At 46.1% G+C, this 19,131-nt stretch carries 16 protein-coding genes and 1 other RNA gene; 12 read left to right on the top strand and 5 right to left on the bottom strand.

All coding sequences use genetic code 11. The annotated features are described in order from the left end of the window. The first annotated feature begins 48 nt into the window (after nucleotides 1-48). Complete coding sequence (locus tag ANPL_RS00985) at nucleotides 49-741, top strand: M23 family metallopeptidase (protein ID WP_169192954.1); 693 nt, start codon at nucleotides 49-51, stop codon at nucleotides 739-741. A gap of 48 nt (nucleotides 742-789) precedes the next feature. Here the strand turns inward: ANPL_RS00985 and ANPL_RS00980 are convergent, their stop codons facing one another. Then, entirely contained in the window at nucleotides 790-1,089 is a 300-nt protein-coding gene (locus tag ANPL_RS00980; RefSeq protein WP_169192952.1) for a hypothetical protein, read from the bottom strand. 307 nt (nucleotides 1,090-1,396) lie between these two features. On the opposite strand from ANPL_RS00980, the gene ANPL_RS00975 reads away from it, so the two are divergent. The 6 genes from ANPL_RS00975 to folK all read left to right on the top strand — a co-directional run bounded on the left by ANPL_RS00975 (nucleotide 1,397) and on the right by folK (nucleotide 8,763). Next, the gene (locus ANPL_RS00975; protein ID WP_169192950.1) at nucleotides 1,397-1,855 is read left to right on the top strand and encodes a PAS domain-containing protein; all 459 of its coding nucleotides are present in this window, start codon (nucleotides 1,397-1,399) and stop codon (nucleotides 1,853-1,855) included. A gap of 188 nt (nucleotides 1,856-2,043) precedes the next feature. Further along, nucleotides 2,044-2,280, top strand: coding sequence for a coiled-coil domain-containing protein (locus ANPL_RS00970; protein WP_169192949.1), 237 nt, complete (start codon nucleotides 2,044-2,046; stop codon nucleotides 2,278-2,280). A 15-nt stretch (nucleotides 2,281-2,295) separates the two neighbouring features. Then, nucleotides 2,296-2,493 (top strand): hypothetical protein, encoded by a 198-nt coding sequence (locus ANPL_RS00965; RefSeq protein ID WP_169192947.1) that lies wholly within the window; start codon nucleotides 2,296-2,298, stop codon nucleotides 2,491-2,493. Between the two features lie 767 nt (nucleotides 2,494-3,260). Further along, nucleotides 3,261-3,596, top strand: an RNA gene (gene rnpB / locus ANPL_RS00960) — RNase P RNA component class A. Between the two features lie 1,282 nt (nucleotides 3,597-4,878). After that, complete coding sequence (locus ANPL_RS00955; protein ID WP_169192946.1) at nucleotides 4,879-7,893, top strand: phosphoribosylformylglycinamidine synthase subunit PurL; 3,015 nt, start codon at nucleotides 4,879-4,881, stop codon at nucleotides 7,891-7,893. Between the two features lie 375 nt (nucleotides 7,894-8,268). Next, a complete protein-coding gene (folK, locus tag ANPL_RS00950) occupies nucleotides 8,269-8,763 on the top strand; it encodes a 2-amino-4-hydroxy-6-hydroxymethyldihydropteridine diphosphokinase (protein ID WP_169192945.1) in 495 nt (164 codons plus the stop codon). A 367-nt stretch (nucleotides 8,764-9,130) separates the two neighbouring features. On the opposite strand, the gene ANPL_RS00945 is transcribed toward folK, so the two are convergent. Further along, nucleotides 9,131-9,805 carry a hypothetical protein gene (locus ANPL_RS00945; protein WP_169192944.1) on the bottom strand — a complete coding sequence of 225 codons (675 nt, stop codon included), beginning with the start codon at nucleotides 9,803-9,805 and terminating at the stop codon, nucleotides 9,131-9,133. A gap of 22 nt (nucleotides 9,806-9,827) precedes the next feature. Next, the gene (locus ANPL_RS00940) at nucleotides 9,828-11,069 is read right to left on the bottom strand and encodes a M48 family metalloprotease (protein ID WP_236822855.1); all 1,242 of its coding nucleotides are present in this window, start codon (nucleotides 11,067-11,069) and stop codon (nucleotides 9,828-9,830) included. A gap of 187 nt (nucleotides 11,070-11,256) precedes the next feature. Here ANPL_RS00940 and rsfS point away from each other — a divergent pair, with 187 nt between their 5' ends. From rsfS to ANPL_RS04720, 3 genes are all read left to right on the top strand, one after another. Next, a complete protein-coding gene (gene rsfS, locus ANPL_RS00935) occupies nucleotides 11,257-11,643 on the top strand; it encodes a ribosome silencing factor (protein ID WP_338022650.1) in 387 nt (128 codons plus the stop codon). Between the two features lie 1,315 nt (nucleotides 11,644-12,958). Further along, nucleotides 12,959-13,861 (top strand): hypothetical protein, encoded by a 903-nt coding sequence (locus ANPL_RS00930; RefSeq protein WP_169192942.1) that lies wholly within the window; start codon nucleotides 12,959-12,961, stop codon nucleotides 13,859-13,861. Nucleotides 13,862-14,040: 179 nt separating this feature from the next. Beyond that, a complete protein-coding gene (locus ANPL_RS04720) occupies nucleotides 14,041-14,193 on the top strand; it encodes an AIR synthase related protein (RefSeq protein ID WP_236822854.1) in 153 nt (50 codons plus the stop codon). A 248-nt stretch (nucleotides 14,194-14,441) separates the two neighbouring features. On the opposite strand, the gene ANPL_RS00920 is transcribed toward ANPL_RS04720, so the two are convergent. After that, a complete protein-coding gene (locus tag ANPL_RS00920; RefSeq protein WP_169192941.1) occupies nucleotides 14,442-15,083 on the bottom strand; it encodes a histidine phosphotransferase family protein in 642 nt (213 codons plus the stop codon). A 123-nt stretch (nucleotides 15,084-15,206) separates the two neighbouring features. On the opposite strand from ANPL_RS00920, the gene purM reads away from it, so the two are divergent. Then, nucleotides 15,207-16,253, top strand: a complete 1,047-nt coding sequence (gene purM, locus ANPL_RS00915) for a phosphoribosylformylglycinamidine cyclo-ligase (protein ID WP_169192939.1) — start codon at nucleotides 15,207-15,209, stop codon at nucleotides 16,251-16,253. 471 nt (nucleotides 16,254-16,724) lie between these two features. Here the strand turns inward: purM and ANPL_RS00910 are convergent, their stop codons facing one another. Then, the gene (locus ANPL_RS00910; protein ID WP_169192938.1) at nucleotides 16,725-17,645 is read right to left on the bottom strand and encodes a tyrosine-type recombinase/integrase; all 921 of its coding nucleotides are present in this window, start codon (nucleotides 17,643-17,645) and stop codon (nucleotides 16,725-16,727) included. Between the two features lie 357 nt (nucleotides 17,646-18,002). Here ANPL_RS00910 and ANPL_RS00905 point away from each other — a divergent pair, with 357 nt between their 5' ends. Then, nucleotides 18,003-18,992, top strand: coding sequence for an NAD(P)H-dependent glycerol-3-phosphate dehydrogenase (locus ANPL_RS00905; RefSeq protein WP_169192937.1), 990 nt, complete (start codon nucleotides 18,003-18,005; stop codon nucleotides 18,990-18,992). Nucleotides 18,993-19,131: the final 139 nt, after the last annotated feature.

The following is a 19,131-nucleotide window of genomic DNA, read 5'->3' as shown; positions in this document are numbered from 1 at the left end:
CTCTCTACCATACTGAAATAGTCATTAACAAAAGTCTCTTACTACATTATGATATATGAGTTGCAGAGTAAGAAACAGACAAATGTGCGGACAGTAGGATTTGCAGCGTGTTTGTTGCTTTTGGCCGGTTGTTTAACGCAGAATCCCGCTCCTGTTTTACTGCGGGGTGAGGAGTTTTACGGGACAAAGGAAGCAGATCCCAGGTATCGTGTGGTAAGAGACCGTGGTGGCCCAGCTACGGCGGGCTCAAAAACTAGACAAGGTAAGGTTATAGTGGGGGATATTTATTCCACCGACACTCCTAGTCTCGCAAAAGAGCACGTTAGGTGTGACTTTGAGATGCCACTAGACAGCGAAGTTCTTGCATCACAACGTTTCACCAGTACAGCTGGAGCTAATTGTGGAGACGGCGCCGCGATAGTTGTTGATGTCCCTACCCAGGCTGTTGCTTCTTCTGGTGGAAAGGTCTTGTATATAGGAAAAGGCCTGCAGGACTACGGAAATATGGTGATCCTGGAGCACGACAAGTACACTATAACTATGTATCATCACCTGGATGAGATCAGCGTCAAAATTGGCGATACAGTTTTTGTAGGAGGCGCACTTGGCACTACTAGCACTGTTTCAGGTCATGTCCAAAACCAAAAGGGACATTTCTTCTGTTTTGCCATGAAACATAACGGCAAGTCTGTTGACCCTCTAAGACATATCAAAGAGTGCCGCAAGGGAAAGTATAAATAGGTCTGTGCGCGAGATTAACCGGGAATGGCTTCGGTAGCGGGTTTTTGCTCATGGTGCCGTGTTGTTCACCAGCAAAGATAAATACAAAAACGACCTTATTTCTTGTACGGTCTGGCCAAGTAAAATCACATATCGCAAAAGACCGAATAAAATCTGCCCCCAGAGGCCATGCCTCGGATGATAAATGGCTGCCACTATCATTACATACCCATTAACCGCAGTGTAGCACCATGAGCGTCGATCACGATTGGAGTATGCATCGCAGGCTACATCTCCTACTCGTCTTGCTACTACGCTACTATAAACCTCACGGCCAAAAATGAAAATGAACTCGGTTGCACAAACCACAGCGTGACCAACCAAAAAAGTTTCTACGCGTTTATATTCATGATTGATAACACGCATAAGTGTGTGGAATATATGTCACCAAGACTGCACATCGTGTGCCCTACATATATGCCAAGTGGTTAGGAATTTTAGAAAAAAATATTATATTTTAAGCATACATATGTATGAAAACCGCTCCTATCCGGGCAAAATTCCTAGTAGATGAACGTGCTAAAATTACATAGCGGCACATTTATTTCAGTAAGAAAAAATAAATATTTCTGATATAAAGTACGATCGTTGCAGTAGTACAGGTTGCGAGTAGTAAATGTCAGAATATATGTCCGAAAGAAGAGCCATAAACATTCTATGCTCGTATTGGGATCAGTTGCGCAACGGTAGAAGTTTCCCTTCCAAGGAGGAAGTAGACCCTGAAGAGCTCATTAGAATATGGCCATGCTGCTTCTTACTCGAGGTTAGGAACTCAGATGATGAGGATAATAGGTTCAAGTGTACATATGCCGGAACTGAAGCTATAAAGCTCTATGCATCAGACTTCAGATACTATTCTGAATCTGTAAACTTAGTGGTTTTCTTCCCCCAAGTTGTAGAGAGCCTTTTTGATTATTTAGAGTCCGTGGTAGAAAACCAGAGGCCCTGGATAGAGGAAACAGAAAGAACCTCTACTAGCGGTCATGACATAAAAATCCGCCAATGTTTGCTGCCTCTGGGAAATAGCGATACTGTAGATCACATAATCGGAGTTGTAGGTGGACGTGTCTATTAATCGTTCTGCTAGATCCTAAATAAAGTAGCACACAGGCGTACGGTAGTGTTATAAGAGCTGCGCTCGTGGCGCCCTACTTTTAGTATAACACAAGCTATCAATCATTGAGCCAATGAAAAACTCCCTGCTGTTGACACTGCGCTAGCCCTCTTGTAGAATGCGTGAGGGTGTTTTTTAGCTAAAATACTGTGTTGTCTTCCGTATTACGTGGCGTAGTAAGAACAGGGGTAGCCGCAGTTGGTGCTTCGTCACTTTCACTTGGAGTTGGGAAAAGAGCATTCGAGAAGTGCTTTAGGATATGCCTAGACAAAATGGGGTACGTTAGCAGGGAAGAATTTGAGGCGCTGCGCGAAGTAGTCATGCGCACTGAAGCGCAAAACAAAGAAAAAGAATCCCCCGCAAGCGACGAGGACAATAAAAAATAGACTCGGTGTGGCGCCATGTGCGGTATTCTCGATGTTATGAGTCGCTGCTGCTGGTTTGCGGAAGTTCTGATATGTTTCAACGTGATAAGTAAGGCACTGCCAGGAGGAGCGGCGCGTTATGGACACACTACATCCCTCACAAGAAAGGAGAAGCCTTTGGCTCCTTGGAAGATCGCAGAAAACAACGTTATACTTGTATCATCCTGTTACTAGCGAGTTAGCAAGCACAGAACATGTCAGATGATCACCTGTCTTTTCAGCGAGTGCATTTGTAACAATCCTGCCACGCTGAATGCAAGGGTACCTGTTGACAGGAATTAGACATGGCGAGTATAAATCAATCGCCATAACCCCTGCAGAAAGCCTTATCAAGGCTGCTGCAATAATTTAACGCAACCCCGTTGGTACATTCAGCCATTCTTGATTTTGTACCACTGTCATTCTTGTACAGAGCTCTAACAAAACTCAGACTGCGCACTACCGGGCACCAAAGACAACTACTACCAAGTCCACTATGCAACAAACACTTGAAATGAAGACCGTCATGCTTATTTCATGGTCGGTTACGCCTTTTACGCCGTAGATACGATGTGTGAGCCACTAGCAAGCAAAAGACCGCGATACTTTGCAACTTCATATCGTACCGGCACAAGGAACTTATGCGTACAAATGCTCATATACCTAAGCCATAGTTTCTCTATTGTTATTTGTCACCCATCTATCAAAACTGCGTCGCTCCGGTTGACGTGCACAGCCTCATATCTACTCAGTGCCAGACAGTTTCAGGATTAATCATCAACACTACGCCAAAAGTTCGCCCCTCCCCCGAAGCGTTCCACAAAAAACAAGTCCTTTGCATCTTCTCATAGATAAAATTGTCGGTTTCCAATGGGAAAAAGCTCTTTCAGGTGTGAGTCCTTAAATCACAAAAAGCATGTTTGGTTATTGTGCCACTTGTTTACTTGAGATAGACTCACGGCGCAGGTGGGGTTGTGGTCGCTGCGTTTTGCGCAGAGGAAAGTCCGGACTCCAAGAGAAGGTGGAGGCAGGTAACTCCTGCCGGGGGTGACCCCAGGTTAGGGCCACAGAAAATAACCGCCTCGTTTGCGAGGTAAGGGTGAAAAGGTGCGGTAAGAGCGCACCGTGCTCGTGGTAACACTGAGCAGCAAGGTAACCACCTCCAGGAGCAAGGCTAAGAAGGGCACTTTTGTCTTCTCTCATATGATGCCCGGGTGAGCCGCTTGAGATTAGCAGCGATGCTTGTCCTAGATGAATGACTACACAAGACAGAATCCGGCTTATCTCCACCTGCAAACACAATAGAAACAAAAAAAACGGCTAACACCGCTCGGAACACACGCCAATTACTGTTCTTCCCCCCCCCCCAAAAAAAAGGAGCTATACTCCCACGGAGGAAAATACATCGTAAACGGGAAGGAATGTTGCGCCGAATACGGTAGGGTTGCGTGCAGAATTTAGTTTGATGCCACACACGTTCTCAAAACGTACATACTCTCAAAGCAAAACAGAGGGACGCATCAGGCGTTTTATAAGTAGATATAACGACACAACGACTATAAACACCAAGCGCGGCAAAGACCGTGCATCATCATCTCCAGATTTACATTAAAACGTAATGCCATGCGGATCAACCAGCTGCTTTACTACACTGGCCATCATTGCAAACTTATTTTATTTGTTCCTAAACCGCAACTACGGTCCTTGATCACATATTGGTTACCGCACCTTGTAGCAGCACCACAAGCATGAATCCCGATTCGAAGAAACAACAGTAGATATAGCCACACCTCTTTAGGGAGCACACCCCAAAAAATACGTGGCACTAAATAATCGGTAGTTGTTACACATCACCATTCCTTACCCGAGGCAAAACAGCGTGCTCTACCGCTACAAATATGTTATTTCACCCAACAACCAAACGTTCTGTCCCCGAAGAACTCTCATGATATAAGTGACTGCAGGGTTTTCCAAAAGACCTGTTCGCCATTAAAATCGTATTGGTGGCTAGTTTTCAGGCCGCCATATGTTCCCTGTATGTAACAATGCTTCCAATCAGCTGGATGTCTCATCCGTCGTGCCCCTCCATCACACTAAGAAAAACAGGCATACTGTACAACAAGCAACACCACGATAAGCACTACGAGAACTCGTTTAAAAGCTCCCAGGAAAAATACATGGTGAAAACTATGGGCGGCAAGACAAAAATCACAGTGCAAATCCAAAGTTATATGACATATAACCTGTGGGAATAATCCCCGGCCTTGCGAAACAAATATATCAGGTGATGCAAGGCTTGTTGAAACGCGAGTTTTTGCAAGAAGACAGTTTTACGCCCCCTCTCAAACCGCACTCCTCATCGTTGTCCGCCGTACAATTTATCCCTGTTATCCGCATGGAACCCGTGTCCACAAATCATTTATATAGAATTAAGTTCACAACTAAAGTACGCCAACTACAATGGAAATACCGCCCCGGTGGGCGCTATATTTAGAAACAAAATAATGTAAGTAACATTTGTATTTGCCGTCAGGTGCAGGGATTGCGATAATGGGGCTTAAATCTCATTGATGTTCCAGAATGATACTCAGCATAGTAGTAGAAAGCCTGCAAGGTGCCCTTTGTAGAAGGGGATATACCGTGAGTTTGCCCTGCACAGTAAAACACGCCGAAGTTTTAGAAATTGGAAGGCTCCTTTCCAACCCAGTGACCGATAGATTCCACGTATTCACCTACTCAGATAACGCCTATGCTCCGGGAATCCCAGGGTTCAAGAATATTCAATCCGACAAGCCTTATGACTTGTTTGAGATTTACCAGGCTCTATCCTCAGTAGAGATAGCGTACTTGCCGGGAATGACAGACAACGTCGGCAATACCGCAGCACAGATCATCGAAGAAGCTTTTAACCTGACGGACGTGCAAGCACATGTTGCAGAAGTTTTCTTATTTAATGCTCTAAACCCCATACTGCCGCGATATAATCCCCTAGTGAAGTACTGTAAGTTGGTGAAACACGATGCTACAAATGGCACATATGATGTGCATTTCTTTGGAAATAAAGCTGTAGAAGCAGTGCATTGTTCGCAGGATCTTATCGGTAAAACCCCACATTTTATTCCCTACCTAAGATCATCTGATCTGCTAGGAGATGTGGTGTCAGATTACACTCCAGCCGAAGAAACAGTAATAGGTGTCGACCTACACGTGAGTGACCAAGAACTTGCCACTATGGGGCAAGAGGGAATACGTAACCGTGGGCCACTAAACCTTTCACTGCATGCCATGAAGGCGATAAGAGAGTATTTTGACGCTGAAGGCCGCGCCCCTAATGATATAGAACTAGAAACCTTGGCTCAAACTTGGTCGGAGCACTGCAAGCACAATATTTTCTCTTCTCCCATAGATGAAATACAGGAGGGACTATATAAGTATTACATCAAAAGGGCCACAGAAGAGATTGCATCACCTATATGTGTCTCCGTATTTGCAGATAATGCAGGAGGTATTGTGTTCGACCAAGACTACCTGGTAGTAGACAAGGTTGAAACACATAATAGCCCCTCTGCACTTGACCCGTTCGGCGGTGCTGAGACCGGGATACTAGGAGTGAATAGAGACATAATAGGGTTTGGGTTGGGAGCAAAACCCATAATGAACGCATATTATTTTTGTTTCTCTGAGCGTTTGGAAAAGCCTCTTTACCGGGATGCTAACAGTAAGGAAGAAGTGCTGCCCCCAGAACAGATTATGGAAGGCGTAATCATGGGCGTCAATAGCGGGGGAAATTGCTCGGGAATACCCACATCCATCGGGTCAATGTACTTTCACAGTAGTTTTTGCGGTAAGCCCCTGGTATTTGTTGGCTGCACAGGTATAATCCCACAAAAAATTGGTCAGCGCACCTCGCATGAAAAGATAGTTCTGGACGGAGACTATATAGTAATAGTGGGCGGCCGAGTGGGAAGAGATGGGATTCACGGGGCAACTTTTTCTTCGCATGCTTTAAAGGAAAACGTGGGGTGCACCGTGGTGCAAATCGGTAGCCCGATAACACAGAAGAAACTGTCAGATGCCATAGTGAAGGAGGCTCGGGATCTTGGGCTTTTTAATGCTATTACAGATAATGGCGCCGGAGGTCTTTCTTCCTCAGTGGGGGAAATGGGAGCTAAAGGTTTTGTAGTTGATCTGGAAAAAGTTCCCCTAAAAACCAGGGGTATATTGCCTTGGGAAATTTGGGTTTCTGAATCCCAGGAACGGATGACTTTAGCAGTCTCACCAGACAAATACTCCGCCCTTGCGGCTGTGATGAAAAAACACAACGTGGAAATCAGCATAATTGGAGAGTTTAATAGCTCGGGTCGCGCTGTAGTACGCTTCCATGGTGCCGTTATCATGGACATGTGCACAAACTTTTTGCACAACGGGAATCCTAAACAACCATTACGGACCTCAGAGCGAGCACCCGTTAGGATAGATATCCCCAATATTGCTGATATAAGCATAGAAGAAGACCTGCTGAACATGATAGGCCGCAGAAATATCTGCAGCCGGGAATTTTTGGTAACGCAGTACGACCACGAAGTACAAGGCACATCGGTTATCAAGCCTCTACAAGGGAAAGGACAAATTTGCGGAGACGCGGTGGTGTTGCGTCCCATATTGTCGTCCACAAGAGGCATAGTTAAGGCTCAAGGGCTAGGCTGCGTATATAGCGAAATTGACCCCTACAGAATGGCTGCTTGCGCTATAGACACCGCAATACGTAACCATGTAGCTGTTGGTGGCAACATAGAAAACATGGCACTCATCGACAATTTTTGTTGGTGCAATGCCACTGATCCGGGACGGCTCTGGCAGCTAAAACAAGCAGCAAAAGCATGCTATGACTACGCAACCGCCTTTGGGACACCTTTTATTTCCGGAAAAGATAGCATGTTTAACGACTTTAAAGGCTATGACGCACAGGGAGATCCTGTGCACATTTCGGCACTTCCCACATTGCTTATATCGACTCTTGGAATTATTGAAGATATACACAATGCGGTATCGCAGCCTGTAAAGGGAACTTCTCTTATATACGTGCTAGGTCCCACATACAATGAGCTAGGTATGTCAGAATATCAGCTATACAGTGGACGAGGTAATGACAGTATTCCCCAGGTCAGTGCTGCTAGTGCCAAGGTGTTGTATAAAAAATTCCATCAGGCAACTCAAGCACAAGTCATATCTTCAGCGATAGCTCCTGGTATCGGGGGAATAGCCGTGAGCCTGATAAAGTCACTTATAGGTGGCAAGATGGGAGCTGATATCGATTTGAGTGCGGTGTTGACATACGACATTCCACGAGATGATATGTGGGCACACACTGTGCTGTTTTCAGAATCGCAGAGCCGGTTTGTCGTAACTGTAGCGCTGGAAAAACAAAAAGAATTTGAAGAAATTTTCGCAAGCGAGCATTTTTCGCTAATTGGACGCACAACCCCACAGTATGTGCTAAAGATTAAGGACGTTGTTGAAATGGACATGCATCTTTTGGAAGGAAAGTATAAGGAATTTAGCAACAGCTACTATTCGCATGTTATGCCCGTGTAGACGCCTGCCATAGTCGTTAGGTCTTCTGCGCTAACTTGTTCCAATGAATAAGGGCAAAGGATTATTAATCGCGGGCCATTAACCTTGCGCCCACTAACATGGGAGCAAACGCTCTGCAGACAAAAACACTCTTGCTACCGACATTTTGTTGCTCTGCTTTAACCCTATAACAAGGAAGATTTAGGACTTGGAATAACCCTAAGACCGCATACAAAAAACTTGGAAGCAAGTTTTCGCGGCAACGCAGTTTAGCGCGATATAAATACTATCAGACCCCCGAGCTTAAAAAACCGCATAGTAGCTGTCACGATAGCAATTATTCCCGTATTGGTGTACCATTGACATGTTTTATCCCCGTTAACTTAAGAGTCTACCATGTTGGTATTAGCGTTGGGCAGCAACGTTGGTGATCGTATGGCAAATCTCAAAGCTGCCGTGAAGCTACTACCCATACACAACATAGTATGTTCTGCGGTTTATGAAAGTCGCGCTCTGCTACCACCTAATGCCCCTATTTGCTGGGATGCTCCTTTTCTCAACATGTCTATTGCGGGATATACCCATCTGTCCCCCATGAACCTACTCGAACACACCAAGGAAATTGAACACGCGCTGGGACGATATGGCGAGTATAAAGTTTGGTCTCCACGAACCATAGACATCGACATAGCGCTGTGGGAGGGGATAAATATGAGTAGCGAGGCGCTATCTATCCCCCACGCAGAACTACACAAAAGGGCCTTCGTTCTGGTCCCCATATGCGATATCTGCCCAAGATTTCCCCACACAGTTTTAAAATCGTCCATAGAGGATATACTTGTCAGTACATGCACCACGGATCTGGTAAAAAAGCACAATGCCCTTATGTAGAACATAAACAGCGGCAACAATTTCCCGCAGTGGGTATATAGTTTAAGCACAAGATTTTTTGCCCTTGGCTCTGCGTCTGCATGGAAAAAGGCCGTGGTCGAATCGTGCATTCTTGCTCCCAGAAGCAAAGCTATAACATGCCGTGACTTGCTAGTGGAAAAGAGGCACAATTGCTGTTTTATCTCATGCAACTAATCAGCAAATACAGAGCCAACCACACTGAAACGCTTTGTTTTAAACGATACAAGCTGCAGCTCATAATCACTCAACGAAAGTGGTGCGAGATGCTTTTTGGAAACTACACCATTACTCGCACGCCAAAGCGCTTATGCGCACCGGAAACAACACCAAAACATGCATTATTTTACTATTTGGACTTGCGATCGTTATTTTCTATATAAGTCCTGCCACCACAACCGATAAAGCAAGCCCTGTAGTCATCTCTACAGAGATCGTCACACCACCGTTTGTCACAAACATTTTCGGAACGCTTCTTGAATTCCATACCCTTAAACGCGCTCCCCATACCTATACTACTACCCGCAATCATACCCCCAAAAGCGCTACAGAACTTATAGTCAATATCACACTTGGTAGCGCAAAACATGTCGCCTTTGCACTGCACTGCACATGCATCTAAAGTATGCTGACATGCATTGGCAGGCTCTTGACCAGGGCTCTTCTTATCAGGAACTTCGGATTCTGCAAACTCCGCCAGGGTTTTGATTGCATTGTTCAGCGCATCAAACTGCATCTCTCTTATGCGACAATCATGCGCCTGTCCGCCACATTGCCTGAAACAATTGTTCTTCGCGTACGTACACTGCGCTATGCACCTTTTTCCCTCTGCGTTACTGGGAGCCTCATAAACAACGGTGACCGGTTCCAATATCGAAAGGCACGATGCAAGCAGCAACGTAGAACCTGCCGTTACTAAATTCCTTAACAGAGTAACGGTTCTCATAGCCATTTCCCCGTGAATAACAAACCTCGAACGCAGCTGGAGGTACATTAACACAGGGAAAAAAGCCTTTCCACTCAAAATTAAAAAACCATATGCTCTTCTATGAGACAGTAAGCTCGTTCATGAGCTGACTTTGTAAACTGTTCTTGTCAAAATATTTCTTCGCTAATACTGCGTATGCTAAGGACTTACCGCGATTTCCTTCGAAGAAATACCGGTGCGCCAGTGCAAAATACGACATCCCGATACTGCCTGCCCTTCCATATGCCAGCGCAAGCTGATTCCACACATATGGGTTATCCCTCTCCTTACTTAGTACATGCTCAAGATACGGAACAGCCTGCTTAGGATCTTTTATTAGTAGTGCCTGCGCCAATTCAAGTTTTATCAATACATCATCTGGAAGCATGGTGAGAGCGGCTTCATAGTCCGCAATACACGCGTTTATATCACCTAACTTGTAAAGAATCTGTGCTCTGATCTCACGCAAATACGGGTCAGCCGGTGCAGCAGCACTTAGGCCATCTAGGAGGACTAACGCTTTCTTAGCATCTGCAGCCCTGAAACTTACTATGGCCTGCATATAAGGAGATAGTGGTCTGCCTTTTAGGGCATCCAAAGGCGCAAGAAACGCCTCTGTTTTGTCGACGATTCGAGCAAATCCCGCTGCATCCTCATGAGAAAAGCCCACAACTTTCCGCTTGTGACTGTAACCTATTACCTTTCTGATCCTGGTCTCACTGAGGGGGTGCGTGAGAATATACTCATCGATGGACCCCACATGAGATTCGTACTGGAGAAAATGCCGCAAAACCTGCAGCAGTCCTTCGTGGCTATAACCAGCAGCATCAAGGTACTCCAGAGCCAGCTGATCGGCTGCTTCCTCCTGAGTCCTACTATGGGCCAACAACATCCTTTGGCTTATTGTACTACTCCCCGCAATAATCACTGGCGCAATCTTAGGGTCCACTACCAAGGCGGCAGCCATTCCCAGGAGATAACCAATCCCCTGCACTAAAGATTCCTGCCTGTGTTCCCCTGCCCTTTTTATTAGATGATGCTGGGCTATGTGTCCAATCTCGTGGGCAATCACGCCAACAACTACTGCCGGATCTCTGGAGAACTTGAGCAACCCTCTGTGGATAAAAATATGGTTATCTTGCGTCACATAGGCATTTACCATGTTGTCATCCACGATAAATACTTTCACCTCGTCCGCATTGATGTTCGCCACCTCGAACAGGGGGAGGCTTATTTTTTTTATAACGTTCTCGACTTCACTGTCTCTGAAAACTCCGGCGCTCGCTGCTGGTCCCGATCCCAGCATAAACAATACGCCCATGATCAGTCCGCAAAAGGACATACCGAACTTAAAAACCACTGTTGGCTCCGACAATGTATAGTGAAAGGCACTAGAATGCTTTATAATAAAACCTTCGCTGCCTATTGTGGTATCTTTACTCTTAATTCGCGTTTTGTATAGGTTTCAATATTAACTAATTTATTATGGAAAGACATGTCTTGGCAGAGTGTGGAGGGCTGAGTTGGTAAACGCAGAAAAGTTAAAAAATTTAGTAATCGACGTGTTGGACAGTCATAGCGCGAGTGACATTGTGGAGCTTGATGTGACTGAAAAATGCCAGTTTGCTGAATATATGGTGGTAGCGACCGGCAACTCTACAAACCACGTTAGGGCGTTGGCTGAGCACGTGAAGAAAGCAGCGTCTCCGCTCAAAAAGGCGCGCGTGGAGGGATTGAACGAGTGCAACTGGGTGGTTTTAAGCATCGGGGGCGTGTTAGTGCATATTTTCCGTGCCGAGGTTAGGGAATATTACAAGCTGGAAGACCTTTGGAATGCAGTAGGCAAGAACCTGGGCGAGGCAGTTGTATTGCCTGCTGCTGACAACGTAGTATAGCAACGTAATTTTCTCTTCTTCACCATTCGTGGCAGGTACATATGTCAGTGTCTGTGGTATACAACTCAAGTCATACTGCGTGGCGGGGGCTAAAAGTTGCTGCCACCACAGCACCAGAAGAATTTACGTGGAAAAGCACGGAACTCGGTCGTGGGCACAGTACAATATCACTGTAGATGGCGGGTATAAACTCGTGGAGCGCTTGGCAAAACTGGAAGCATTTATGTGAAAGAACGTTGATAGGCGCTCGCTGCGTTATACAGCGTATGCGAGGGTACATGACCATGACCCCAAAGAATTTATTTCGCCGTTAGTTGACTTACACCCCGTGCACCGCAGCAAAGACTTGCCCTATGGTTACCATCCGGACAATCATTCCCAGATGCGTACATTCCGTTACATTAGAGTCTTACAAAACCTAGCACATTCCGTCGTAGCATGTTGCCTCCCGATGCGTGGTACACCATAGACAAAAACCTTGGAATCCTGGATAAGCAATCCACTGCTACGGAAGTGCAAGTGATACCAAGCTTTGCGCAAAGAACGGCAATCGAAGTGGTGTTTGCTGTAGTAGCACCGGCCCTCCATTCTCAGACGATACTGAAGCCCATGGCTCCATGATGCGGCTTTTGGCTGATTCGTTGAGCGCAAACCTTCGGTATACTGACTACGTGATCAACCACGGAAAGACTAGTAGTACGCAGCTCTTGTGCCTACATTTTAGCACAAAAATCATGGCTTTCGCTTTTTCCTTCCTAAAACCCAGAACTTCTGTTTTCCCCTTACACAGATAATCTCAAACCCGCACGCTGTAGCCTTTGCGCTTCTAATCAGCAACCGCGCCATTCAAGAGAACACGAATAACCCTGAGCACTATGTTGGCCCGTGAACATGATGAATGATGTCCTTGAGTAAGAGTAGAAACGCTTCTTGTTTTAGTAGCCGGCCCCTGTACACAACCAACGCGGTTCATGACCAAGAAAAGTCCTCTACAACCTTTAATGCATCATCTTGCAAGCCATATTACAAAAATAGTTCGCCTCAGTGCGTATGCGATACCGGGCATCGCAGCACCCAATTTAATTCAGCAAACGTTTGGTAACACGGATGCGTGTTGGACAAGATCTGCAACACACTATGGGTAAATTTCTTCCTGATAAACGCGGAACTAAACTATTCACTCTGTTTAAGGCCACTGATTCTACGCACCTATGCAGTTAACCACATGGTAACGCTGCACCGCTACGCTCTTTTGGTGTGTTCCTTTCACAAATGAGAACACCGCTTTTGTTATAACCTAGCGGAGTGGAGCGCTATGCTAGAAACTGTGACGGCTCGCAGAGCAGATGATGCAGTAATATCTGTGCAGCAAGACAACACCACGCAGAATATAACCATTTCTGGAATAAACGTCCCAGCACTGCGTCTTCTGGGACTTGACCAGGACTCCGTTGTGCTGAATTCGTCGTTGTATTCCATAGTGGACTCGAAAACAAAAAACATCATAAGCAGCTATCTGGAATATTCTGACAATGGAACCGATCTTACCGATGTTGTGTCTAAAATGAGGGATTTTGTCCTGCTGAATAGCCAATCCCAAGCTCTTTCCGTTAAACCCAAAGTGTTTCGTGTAACTTCGGCAAAGAACTTTCTAAACTACGAGATACTGATTAGAGATACTAGCGTCTCACAGAAACTTAGCGCATTCCGTCGTGACATGTTGCCTCCCGATGCGCGGTATACCATAGACGAAAACCTTGGAATCTTGGATGAGCAATCCACTGCTACGGAAGTGCAAGTGATACTAAGCTTTGCGCAAAGAACAGCAATCGAAGTGGTGTTTGCTGTAGTCGCCCCGGATCCTCCATTCTCAGACGATACTGAAGCTCATGGCTCCATGATGCGGCTTTTGGCTGATTCGTTGAGCGCAAATCTTCGGTATACTGACATTGTAGGGTACTTGGGAAAGAGTACGCTGGTATTTGCCCTACTGGGATGTGGAAGGGGAAATGCCAACGCCGCTGCAACCAGAATACACGGGCGCGTAGCAGAAAAGTTGGCGCTGCTGTTTTCTAAAGCCACTCTTTCCGTTGTGTATGCTAGTGCCCACGAAGCAGTCGATGGTGCCTTACTGTCCGACATGCAGCATGCGCTATTAACATATCAGCGCTCGAGGAGCTCTTCGGTTTCACCATACAAGCCTGACATGGTTTTGTGATAGTTTTTACTGGCATGCGACGAGTAAATACCAAGAATTCGGAGTTTATATAGCGACCACAAACAGCCTTGTGCAGGACATCAAGCATCTGACAGACCACAAGAAAAAAACCAGAGGTAGTCTCAGAGATAGGGGGGCAGTTTTTGATTTGCTAGCAACTGGAGAGTATAAGCACCCTTGTGTCTTCTACAGATGGAGTAGGAACAAAGCTTTTAGTAGCTCAGGCTGTGGAAACCATAGAGTGGAGAGACCTAGTTGCAACGTGTGCTAACGACGTGCTTGCACAAGGTGCTAGGCCGCTGTTTTTCCTGGACAATCTTCTACTCCCATAACAATTTAGCGACCCGTGGCATCAATGGGGTTATTCTCTCTTCCTGACCCTGCCACAAATGCGCAGCACTCCCCACTCGATATTGCAAAAACGAATGGAACCACCTCAGAAGTTTCTTTACAACGTTCTGCGGGGTCCAGAGCCATGCGAAGGGATAAAAAAGTTCCCCGATTGGCCGGCAATTACACAGACATACACACCGAACATCATTAGCAGCGATCCACCAAGCACTTAAATGGAGCCACAGAGTTACGCTGACAGCCTTAACTCCACTAACGAATTCTCAACATCATACCGCACAACAGCATGGTATTTGCTGCACAATAACAGCATAAAGTAAGCCTGTACGTTATGAGTAGTCAGTTTACCCACGTTGCCCCTGCTATTAAATATTTCCTTCACGTCCTCGTGCACAGCCAACTCATCGGCATGCAGCCTAAGCAGTATCACTATAGCGTCTCCTTCCTGCTTTACCGAAACTGCTATTGCCCTTCCCTTAACCATCATCATGACGGAAAAAAGCACAGCCTGGATTATAAGCCTGTTTACCTTTTCTATGGTATCAGCCTCGGCAAAGCGCGCATCGACGGACCAATCAAGCCTAGCGATACCCCTCTTCTTAAGGTACTCCTCAACATGTTGCTTGGTATTATCAAAACTCGAATTGTCCTCCGAGGTGCCATAAGCCTGCCTAACAAGCCGGAACCTGGCGATCATCCCTTCAACAGCTTCCTCGAGCGAGCAACGCATATCACGGGACTCCGGGTCCTCCAGAAAGCACTCTACATAGCTAACTACAGAACCAATAGAACCTGCGACATCATGCAACAACCTGGCAGCCAACACCTCCATGTTGGACAGCTCTTCAGCCTCGTGCCCTACAGCCATCATACACGACACTCCATGAAAGCAGGGTGTATTCTATAATATTAGAACAGTTAATCAATAAATATTTTTGTACAAGTTTACTAAATCTGGTGCTACGCTGTCACCGTTAAACTGTTCCTAATGTGTATGAGTAAATACCAAGAGTCCGGAGTTGATATAGCAACCGCAAACAGCCTTGTGGAGAACATCAAGCATCTGACAGATCACACGAAAAACCCAGGAGTAGTCTCAGAGATAGGAGGGTTCGGTGCAGTTTTTGATTTGCTAGCAACTGGAGAGTATAGGCACCCTCTACTTGTGTCTTCTACAGATGGAGTAGGAACAAAGCTTTTAGTAGCTCAGGCTGCAGGAAACCATAGATTTGTGGGGGTAGACCTGGTTGCGATGTGTGCTAATGACGTGCTTGCACAAGGCGCTAGGCCGCTGTTTTTCCTGGATTACTTCGCCACTGGCGTGCTTGAAAACGAAGTGGCATTGCAGGTGATAGAAGGAATCTCTGAAGGATGTAAGCAAGCCAACATGTCTCTTGTTGGCGGTGAAACCGCCGAAATGCCCGGCATGTATACCAAAGGACACTACGATCTCGCAGGCTTTGCAGTAGGAGTTGTAGAAAAGAGCGAAATACTTCCCAAACTAGACGCTATGACCGCAGGAGATGTTATAGTAGGTCTGGCCTCTTCTGGGCTGCATTCAAACGGCTTTTCCCTTGTCCGCAGGGTTCTGCAGGACATGCAAATTAGCTACGACAGCACTTGCCCGTTGGTGCATGATGGTAGGTCTTGGGCTGATGTTCTACTTACCCCTACCAGAATATATACAAGATCTGTACTGGAAGTATTGCCTTTGATAAAGGGAATGGCGCATATCACTGGTGGCGGCTTAATACACAATATCCCAAGGATATTACCGAAGCACCTGGCGGCGCACATATCGCAAGATTCTTGGACTCGTCAGGAGATCTTCACCTGGCTCGAGGACAAAGCTGAGATACCGACCATAGATATGCTGGAAACATTTAACTGCGGCATAGGCATGGCTCTGGTAACAGCATCATCGAATGTTGACACTCTTATCTCTTTATTAGGGGCAAGTGGGGAAAAAAGTTCTATAATCGGGAAGATAATACCACGCAGCGAACACGCAGTGACAATAGACTATTCGCTGCGCCCTTAGGTAGCACTTAGACTCGCACAACGGGTACAGCTGTGTTACAAGCAAAACATCCCAAGCTGCTACCAAAACCACTTTCTCACAAGCACATCCTCGATACATTTGTCGCGTATAACGCTGTAGTACCACTTAAACAGCGCAATAGGGCCTTATATTGTGCCCAAGGAAAAACCTCCTGAGCTGCTGCTTAAAATCTACACACATCGCGTAAAAGACGGCCTATGAACAAATACCATACTTAAACCTCTTGCCTACAGAAACACAAAAGTGCTGTTGTTCTGCCGAACCTATGTCTATATGAAAACTGTAAATGCCGCAAAGGCGCATCATTCCCCTAGACAACTCTCCTAACCCTTCCCGGATGATCATAATGAAACTTTTGCCTTGAATTCAGAAAACCTCAGTAGCACATACTAACCACAAAATTAGCATTGCGTACTACGGCTAGCGCGGGCTGATTTAGAAAGTGGTCCACTATTTGTCTTTTTTGACAGAATGGGGGTGAAATCCCCTGTAATTTTCAATTACATTTTTATGGTCCAAGTGCGTGTATATCTGTGTTGTCGATAGATTTTCGTGTCCGAGCAATTCCTGAATAACTCTAATGTCAGCTCCTTCCAAAAACATGTGGGTGGCAAAGCTATGCCTCAAGGCGTGAGGCGTTGTACATTCAGGCAATCCCATCTTACGGCGCAGAACTTTCATTCTGTGGGCAAAATACGTCCGGTCAAGTGGCTGTCCCTTAACTCCCAAAAAGACAATAACGTCTTTGCCGCGTGTTTTCCCCACATGGAATGGGCAATCCTCCACATACTCCCATAGCAACTTAACAACCCATGGCATCAACGGGATTATTCTTTCTTTTTTACCCTTTCCACAAATTTTTAGTACTTCTTGCTCGATATTGCCAAAACGCAGGCCCACCGCTTCGCTAATTCTGAGACCACATCCATACAGCAACGCCACTATTGCTATATCACGTCTGGAAGACCAGTCAGAGCTCACGCTCTCATCGATGATTTCCAATATTTGAGATTTCTCCAAAACTTTTGGCAGGCGTCGCCTGCTGATCGGGCTCGTTATCACCGCAGGAAAGTTGTTTTTTATGCCATGTTTATAATACAGATAGCGATAAAAGTTCCTTACCACCGAAAGAGCCCGGGCATTGGATTGGGGCTGCTTACCTTCCCTACACCGCAAGGCAATCCAGTGCCTGAATTCTGACATCCCAACTTCACCTAAATCAGGTAGCGCCACCTGGTCGTCATCAAGCGATGCCAGAAAGCCCTTAATGTCTCTCTCATACGCACTGACAGTGTGGGCAGAATACCCCTTTTCTTCACACAACCAGCAAACCCAGTCCCGCACCACCGTAGCCGTATTTTTTGCTTCCATTGGGGTTCTCCTATAACTCAACCCAGTACTACTACAAAAAACTGTTTTTTTTGACAGTTTTTTAAGCTGCTAGCCACTGCTGACGATTCGTAGTATCTGTTTGGACATACTTTAATACTCACAAATTTTCTAGGCCGTGGGTGTGCGCTAGTATCATCTCATGGCTGAAACTTTATGCACGCTACCAAGTGCATCGACGGCAGAACGGTCTATTCATCGTGAATGCAGCATTCACATGCTACAAGCAACATAAGATCAACTATGTCGGCTTGTATACGGGCATATACGTTTTTTATGTTGATAAACGTTACACTAGGCTATACCATGCTTGGCGTGTATTTTCTTGGAAAAGGCTAAGTGCAGGTCACAATCCTGGGAGCAGGAGCATTTGGTACGGCAGTGGCCACTGCTTTAAGCAAGGCTGCTGAGAATGTTTTGCTCTGGAGTCGCAGTCAGCAAGTTGCTGACGAGCTGCTCAGCACAAGAGTAAATGCTAGATACCTGCCAGGTTTTGAAATCCCTGCAGATGTAAAGGTTACGTCTTCCATTGAAGTAGCTCTATCGAATGCGGCCATCGTGTTGCTGTGTGTACCCACGCAAGAACTGCGTAATTTGTGCGGTGAAATACAAGATTCTAACCATCTAGCCTCGAATACACCCATACTTGTGTGCAGCAAGGGAATAGAAAACAAATCTTTGCAGCTAGCAAGCGAGATTATTGAAGAACTGCTTCCTGCCCACCCCGTATATGTTTTATCAGGCCCCGCTCTCGCTAGGGAAATCATACTCGGCCTACCATGCACCATGGTATTAGCTGGCCGCGCACAGGAGAAAGCTGCAGCACTGGCAGCACGGCTCAATAGCCCTGCAATGTTTATAGTTCCTGGTGAAGATTGGGTTGGCGTTCAAATTGGCGCTACCATGAAAAATATAATCGCAATAGCATGCGGCATTATCATAGGAAGGGGGTTAGGAAACAATGCAGCATCTATGGTTGTGGTTCAGGGTTTGGCGGAAATACGGGCCATGTGCACAGCAAAAGCGGGCAACGCTGACTTTGAAACAATCGCTGGTTATGCTTGCTTGGGAGACTTGGTACTAACCTGTATGTCGCCTGGTTCACGAAATATGTCTTTTGGAATTTCCGTAGGTCAAAACCGCAACATATCCTCGCTGAAAAACAGCAGCGTGTTGGTAGAAGGTGCTGCAAGCGCCCCTGCCGTGGAAAAGTTAGGGAACTCACTTGGAGTAAAGCTCCCTATCTGTTCCGCGATTTCACAGTTACTTCGCGGGAAGATGACCGTCGATCAGGTAATAGACCAAATAATCACCGGTCCTTTCCGTTGAGCATTCAAAGTTAAGCTCTCACTTGGAAACAAACCACCATTGCACACTTTCTCCACAGTAAAGACCAGTAATGTCTCATCGGCAATCGGCAATCGGCAATCGGCAATCGGCAATCGGCAATCGGCAATCGGCAATCGGC

It is taken from the genome of Anaplasma platys, assembly GCF_012790675.1.
GTDB classification, from domain to species: Bacteria; Pseudomonadota; Alphaproteobacteria; order Rickettsiales; family Anaplasmataceae; genus Anaplasma; species Anaplasma platys.
This window is presented reverse-complemented; position numbering and strand designations above follow the sequence as displayed.